We start from the raw sequence: 6,210 nt of genomic DNA, 5'->3' as shown, positions 1-6,210 counted from the left end.
CGGCCCCAGAAGGTGCCGTCGGCATGGACATGCCAGTTCTTCACCTGCTCCGGCGGCTCGACCATCAGCTCCTGGATCGAGATCGCGCCCGGCGCCACCGGCCGCGGCTTCTTCGCCATGATGACCAGCAGCGGCACGATCACCGTGCGGCTCCAGTACGACACCTTGTTCAGCTGGAACGGGAACCAGGAGGGCAGCACCATGATCTGCACCGGCATGACCGGCACGGCGCGCCACGGCACCTGCTCGAACAGCGCCAGCAGGATGCGGGTGAAGACGTTGGCCCGGGCGGCGCCGCCGGCGGCCAGGATGGCGGCGCGGGCGCGGGCCATGTGCGGCGCGTCCGGGTCGTCGCCGGCCGCCTTCAGCGCGAAATAGGCCTTCACGCTGGCGCTGATGTTCAGCGGCCCGTCATGCCACAGCGGCCAGCCATCATGCACATCCGACTGGATGCGGCGGATATAGGCGGCGAGCAGCGCCTCCTTCTCCCGATCGACCACGCCGAGGAAGTGCTTCAGCAGGATGTATTCGGCCGGGATGGTGGCGTCGGCTTCGAGGATGAAGGCCCAGTGGCCGTCCTCGCGCTGCAGCTCGAACAGCCCGCCCACGCCGCGGCCGATCGCCTCGTCGAGGCTGGTGCGGGTCGGGATGGCGAGATCGTCGGTCCGGGCGGAAGGGCTGTGCATGGTCATGGCAAAGGTTTTCTAGGCTGGCGAGACAGGTCGGGCGACGCGCCGGGCTGGTCGTAGACGCGGCCCTTCCAGGCCCCGCCGACACCGGCCCAGTGGCGCCGCGCCGAATCGATCGTGGCGCCGAGATAGACCAGCGCTGCGAGCGGCAGGAACGGCGCCCACAAAGGCGAGCGCCGGTAGAACAGCAGCATGGGCAGGTAGCACCCGCTCATGATCGCCCAGGCGGCCAGCGCGACATAGCGGGCCAGCCCCTCGCCCGCGACCGTCAGGACCGGCGGCACGAGGTAGGTCACGACCAGCCCGGCGACGGTCCCGGCCAGCAGCCAGGGCGAATAGCGCAGCTGGGTATAGGCCGTCCGGGCCACCATGCGCCAGATCTCACCGACATGACCGTAATCGCGCAGGCTTTCCGCCGAATCGGTGAGGTCGAGCCGGATGCGGCCATTGCGCTTCAAGGCCGCGGCCAGGGTGCAGTCGTCGATCAGCGCGTCGCGGATCGAGTCGATGCCGCCGATCCGCGCCAGCGCGGTGCGCCGCACCAGCATGCAGCCACCGGCAGCGCCCGCAGTGCTGCGGTCCGCCCGGTTCACCCAGGCGAAGGGGTACAGCATCTTGAAGAAGAACACGAAGGGCGGGATCAGCCAGCGTTCGGCCGCGGCGCGGCAGCGCAGCCGCACCATCAGCGACACCAGGTCGAGCCCGTCGGCCTCGCCGCGCGCCACCAGCTGCGCCAGATTGCCCGGCCCATGGGTGATGTCGCCGTCGGTCAGCAGGACCCAGCTGGCATCGGGCGCGATCCGCTCCGCCGTGGCGACGCCCTGCGACACCGCCCACATCTTGCCGACCCAGCCCGGCGGCAGCTTCGTGCCCAGGATCACTGCCAGCCGGTCGGCCGCCCCTGCCGCCGCGGCGGCGGCCTGCGCCACTTCCGCCGTGCCATCGGTCGACTGGTCGTCGACCACCACCACCTGCAGCCGGCCGGGATAGGCCTGGCGCAGCAGCGAGCCGACGGTGGCGCCGATGCCTTCGGCCTCGTTGCGGGCCGGGATGACGACGACGACGCCGGGCCAGACGGCCGGCGCCGGTGCGTCGGGCGCGACCGCCGTGTCCCAGAACCGGCCGCGGAACAGCCACAGGTTGAGCCACACCACGAGGCTGGCGGCGGCAAGGACCAAGCCGATCATCGGAGGTAACCGTTGGTTCGGAACCAGTCGAGCGCATCGACCAGGGCCTGCCGGGCCGGCCGCGGCCTGTAGTCCAGCGCCCCCCTGGCCTTGTCGGAGGAGAAGAACATGGTCTGCCGCGCCATGCGCAGCGCGTCGCGGGTCACCATCGGTTCCTTGCCGGTGAAGCGCGACACGGTCTCGGCGATCAGTGCCACCGGCCAGATCGGGGCGAGCGGCAGCCGGATCTTCGGCGCCTTGCGCCCGACCAGCACCGCGATCTCGGCCAGGATGGCGGACAGGCTGAAATCCTCGCCGCCGAGAATGTAGCGCTCGCCTGCCACGCCCTGCGCGAAGGCGGTGAGGTGGCCCTGGGCGACGTCGTCGACATGGACCAGGTTCAGCCCGGTGTCGACGAAGGCGGGGATGCGCCCGGTCGCGGCCTCGACGATGATCCGGCCGGTCGGGGTCGGCTTGACGTCGCGCGGGCCGATCGGCGTCGACGGGTTGACGATCACCACCGGCAGGCCGGTCTCGGCCGCCGCCTGGCGCGCCGCATCTTCGGCCAGGTATTTCGAGCGCTTGTAGGGGCCGATCATCTCGGCCGCGGTCGCCAGCGTCGCCTCGTCGGCCGGCTGGCCGTCGGGCCGGTGGCCAAGCGTCGCCACGCTGCTGGTGTAGACCGCACGGGCCACCCCGGCGGCCGCTGCGGCGCGCAGGATGGCGGCAGTGCCATCGACATTGGTGCGGTACATCGCCTGGGGGTCGCGCACCCACAGCCGGTAATCGGCGGCGACATGGAACAGGGCGGTGCAGCCCTGCAGCGCCGGAACCAGCGAGGCCGGGTCGTCGAGGTCGCCGGTCACCGGCTCGACCTCCAGCCCGGCGAGGTTGCGCCGGTCGCTGCCCGGCCGCGCCAGGGCCTTGACCCGGTGCCCCTGGGCAAGCAGGGCGCGGGCGACGGCCGAGCCGACGAAGCCCGTGGCCCCGGTGACGAGGGCGATCTCGCTCATTTTTCCCCGCGCGGGAGAATCGGAAGCGGCGCCGCCGGAGGCGGGAGCTGTCTCGGCAGTGTCATCATGGCGGCGAGACTGTCGAACCGGACCGGGGACCGCAACCTAAAACGCGGTAAACCTCCCCTGCATGCGGCTCTTCGCCATGGGCGTTTGCCTTGACAATTCCCGGGGGTCTGCGATGTGGTGGCCTTTAGTTCAGGGTCGTGCTGGCGCCGCCACCATGCCGCCGGCCCTGGCCGTTATATGACACAGGCGATCATGACCGTGCCGGCCGAACGAGCCATCGTCGACGACTCTTCCCAAACCGGCGGCCCTGCCGGCGGTGCGGTCGCTGCCGTCGAGGTGGCGGCGTGCAAGACCTAGCGCCAGGCGAACTTCCCCGTCGGATCCTGGCTGCTGCCCAAGGCGCTGCGGCCGCATATCGCAGCCTTCTACCGCTTCGCCCGCACCGCCGATGATATCGGCGACGACCCCGACCTGCCGCCGGCGGAGAAGCTGGCCCGGCTGGACGCGCTGGAGGCCGGGCTGACCGGGCCGGGGCCCGACTCCACCACCGCGATCCGCGCCTCGATCGCCGCCACCGGCGTCGGACTGGTCGATTGCCGCGACATCCTGACCGCCTTCCGCCGCGATTCCGAGAATCGCAGCTGCCGGACCTGGGACGACCTGATCGACTATTGCCGCTATTCGGCCAACCCGGTCGGCCGATACTTGTTGCGGCTGCATGGCCAGGCCGACTCGACCTTCCCGGACGGCGATGCCCTGTGCACCGTGCTGCAGATCCTGAACCACCTGCAGGATTGCGGCGACGACTGGCGCAACCTGCAGCGGATCTACGTGCCGATCGACTGGATCGACGTGGCCGGCGGCATCGACCGGTTCTTCACCGCCGACGAGGCCTCGGCCCGGCTGCGCCGGCCGGTGATCGACCGCTGCCTCGACCTGGTCGATGCGATGCTGGACACCGCCACCACCCTGCCGGGACAGCTGACCTCGCGGCCGCTGGCGGCGGAGGTCAGCGTCATGCTGTGGCTGGCCCGCAAGCTGGCGGCCAAGCTGCGCCGGGGCGACCCGCTGCTGGGCCGGGTGGCGCTGGGCAAGAGCGACTTCGCCAGGGCGCTGCGGCCGGGCCTGTCGGTGATGGCCTTCGGCGCCAAGCCGCTGGACGATGCGACGCTGGTGCGGATGGCGGTGTTCCGGGCCAAATCCTCCTTCGCCTCCGGCATGCGCATCCTGCCGCCGGACGGCCGCCGCGCCATCTATGCCGTCTACGGCTTCTGCCGTCAGGTCGACGACATCGCCGATTCCACCGCGACGGTGGCGGAGAAGATCGCCGACCTGACCGCCTGGCGCGAGCGGCTGGATCGCATCTTCGCAGGCCGGGGCGATGAGCCGCTGGACCGCGAGCTGATCTGGGCGATCCACCGCTTCGACCTGCCGCGGGCCGAATTCGACGGCATGCTGGATGGCATGACCATCGATGCCGCGACCGAGGTGCGGATCGCCGACCGCGCCGGCCTGGCCCATTACGCCCGCTGCGTCGCCGGCACCGTCGGCGTGATGGCGGTCAAGATCTTCGGCTGCCCGGACAAGGCCAGCGAGGTCTTCGCCGTGGCCCAGGGCGAGGCGCTGCAACTGACCAACATCCTGCGCGATGTCGACGAGGATGCCGGGCTGGGCCGGCTATACCTGCCCGAAAGCTGGCTGCGCGAGGCCGGCATCCCGACCGACGCGCCGATCCCGACCATCGTCGCCGACCCGCGGATCGCCACGGTCTGCGCCCGGCTGGCCGCCGAGATCGCGCCGATCTACGCCGCCCTGCCCGGCCTGATGCCACCCGGCACCGCGAAGAAGATGAAGGCGGCGCTCATCATGCAGCACAGCTATCGCCGCATCTTCGAGATGCTGCAGGCCCGCGGCTACACCGACCGTGCCGTCCGGCCGCGCCTGTCGAAGCGCGAGAAGATCGGCATCCTGCTCTCGGCCCTGCTCAAGTGACGGTGCATGTGATCGGCGGCGGGCTGGCTGGCCTGGCCGCCGCGGTCGAACTCGCCCGCACCGGCACCCCGACGGTGATCTACGAGGCGACGGCCCGGCCCGGCGGCCGCTGCCGCGCCTTCCACGAGCCGGTGCTGGACCGGATGATCGACAACGGCAACCATCTGGTGCTGTCGGGCAACCGCAACGTCCGGCGCTATCTCGGGCTGATCGGCGCCACCGACCGGCTGTCGGCCCCGGCCCGGCCCGGCTTCCGCTTCGTCGATATCGAGCGCGACCGCGACTTCACCCTGCGGCCCAACCGCGGCCGGCTGCCCTGGTGGATCCTGCGCGCCGGGCGCCGGGTGCCGGATACCACCGCCCGCGACTACCTGGCGCTGCGCCGCCTGTCCAAGGCCAGCGCCACCGACACCGTGGCCACCGCCTTCCCGCCGGGCGAGCTGTATCGCTGCTTGATCGAACCGCTTGCCGTCTCGGCCCTCAACACCCCCGCCGACGAGGCCTCGGCCCGCGGCCTGTGGGCGGTGGTGGAGCAGACCCTGGCCAAGGGCGGCGCCCAGACCATTCCGCTGATCGCCCGCGTCGACCTGGCCGACACCTTCATCAACCCGGCGCTGGACTACCTGCACCGCCGCCGTGTGGCGCTGCGCACCGGCACCCGGATCAAGGCGATCGAGTTCGGCGAGGACCGGATCGAGGCACTGGAGCTGGAACAGGGCACGCTGCCGCTGGGCCCCGAGGACCAGGTGATCCTGGCGGTGCCGCCGGCGATCGCGGCGCGGCTGGTGCCGGGGCTGGTGGTGCCGGAGGCGGATGAGCCGATCGTCAACGGCCATTTCGCCATCCCGATGAAGCATGAGCCGCACGACATCGCCGGCATCGTCGGCGGCACGGCGCATTGGGTGTTCCGCCGCCCGGGCATGGCCAGCACCACGGTCAGCGCCGCGCGCGACCTGGTCGACGCCCCGGCCGAGGCGATCGCGCCGCGCCTGTGGGCCGATGTGGTGCGCGCCTTCCCGGATCTGGCCGGCCCGCTGCCGCTGTACCGCATCATCAAGGAAAAGCGGGCGACCATCCGCCAGACCCCGGCCGACGAGGCGCGGCGGCCAGGCTGCGCCACCGGCGTCGGCAATCTGTGGCTGGCCGGCGACTGGACCGCGACCGGCCTGCCGGCGACGATCGAAGGCAGCCTGCTGTCCGGCTTCCGCGCCGCCGACCATGTCCGCGGCCTGAAGATCCCGGGCGGCCGGAAGGGGTGAGGCCGGGCCGGACGCAACCGGCCTTGCCTCTTTCACTCGCCCCCTCCCCTTGCGGGAGGGGGTAGGGGGAGGGGTTTGTCGC

4 protein-coding genes and 1 pseudogene are annotated in these 6,210 nt (G+C 71.5%); 2 read left to right on the top strand and 3 right to left on the bottom strand.

Translation table 11 applies throughout. From position 1 onward, the window contains the following. From AC3XYG_RS22230 to hpnA, 3 genes and pseudogenes are all read right to left on the bottom strand, one after another. Positions 1-692: pseudogene (locus tag AC3XYG_RS22230) on the bottom strand (squalene--hopene cyclase); the annotation flags it as partial. Continuing rightward, positions 689-1,876 carry a glycosyltransferase gene (locus tag AC3XYG_RS22225; RefSeq protein ID WP_489142047.1) on the bottom strand — a complete coding sequence of 396 codons (1,188 nt, stop codon included), beginning with the start codon at positions 1,874-1,876 and terminating at the stop codon, positions 689-691. The pseudogene AC3XYG_RS22230 and the gene AC3XYG_RS22225, both read right to left, overlap by 4 nt. Further along, positions 1,873-2,868: a hopanoid-associated sugar epimerase gene (hpnA, locus tag AC3XYG_RS22220; RefSeq protein ID WP_489142046.1), complete on the bottom strand. Its 996-nt coding sequence runs from the start codon at positions 2,866-2,868 to the stop codon at positions 1,873-1,875. Before hpnA ends, AC3XYG_RS22225 begins: the two co-directional genes overlap by 4 nt. Before the next feature lie 396 nt (positions 2,869-3,264). Here hpnA and AC3XYG_RS22215 point away from each other — a divergent pair, with 396 nt between their 5' ends. Both AC3XYG_RS22215 and hpnE read left to right on the top strand, forming a co-directional pair. After that, positions 3,265-4,869: a squalene/phytoene synthase family protein gene (locus tag AC3XYG_RS22215; RefSeq protein WP_489142048.1), complete on the top strand. Its 1,605-nt coding sequence runs from the start codon at positions 3,265-3,267 to the stop codon at positions 4,867-4,869. Further along, entirely contained in the window at positions 4,866-6,128 is a 1,263-nt protein-coding gene (gene hpnE, locus AC3XYG_RS22210) for a hydroxysqualene dehydroxylase HpnE (RefSeq protein WP_489142045.1), read from the top strand. The genes AC3XYG_RS22215 and hpnE overlap by 4 nt, the downstream gene beginning before the upstream one ends. The last annotated feature ends 82 nt before the right edge of the window (positions 6,129-6,210 follow it).

The organism is Inquilinus sp. (genome assembly GCF_057815775.1).
The sequence above is the reverse complement of the archived record's forward strand: the minus strand, read 5'-3'. Positions and strand labels throughout refer to the sequence as shown.

Excerpts from the sequence above, each read along its gene's own strand:
- AC3XYG_RS22225 (WP_489142047.1), bottom strand. The coding sequence starts at position 1,876 with ATGATCGGCTTGGTCCTTGCCGCCGCCAGCCTCGTGGTGTGGCTCAAC.
- hpnA (WP_489142046.1), bottom strand. The coding sequence starts at position 2,868 with ATGAGCGAGATCGCCCTCGTCACCGGGGCCACGGGCTTCGTCGGCTCG.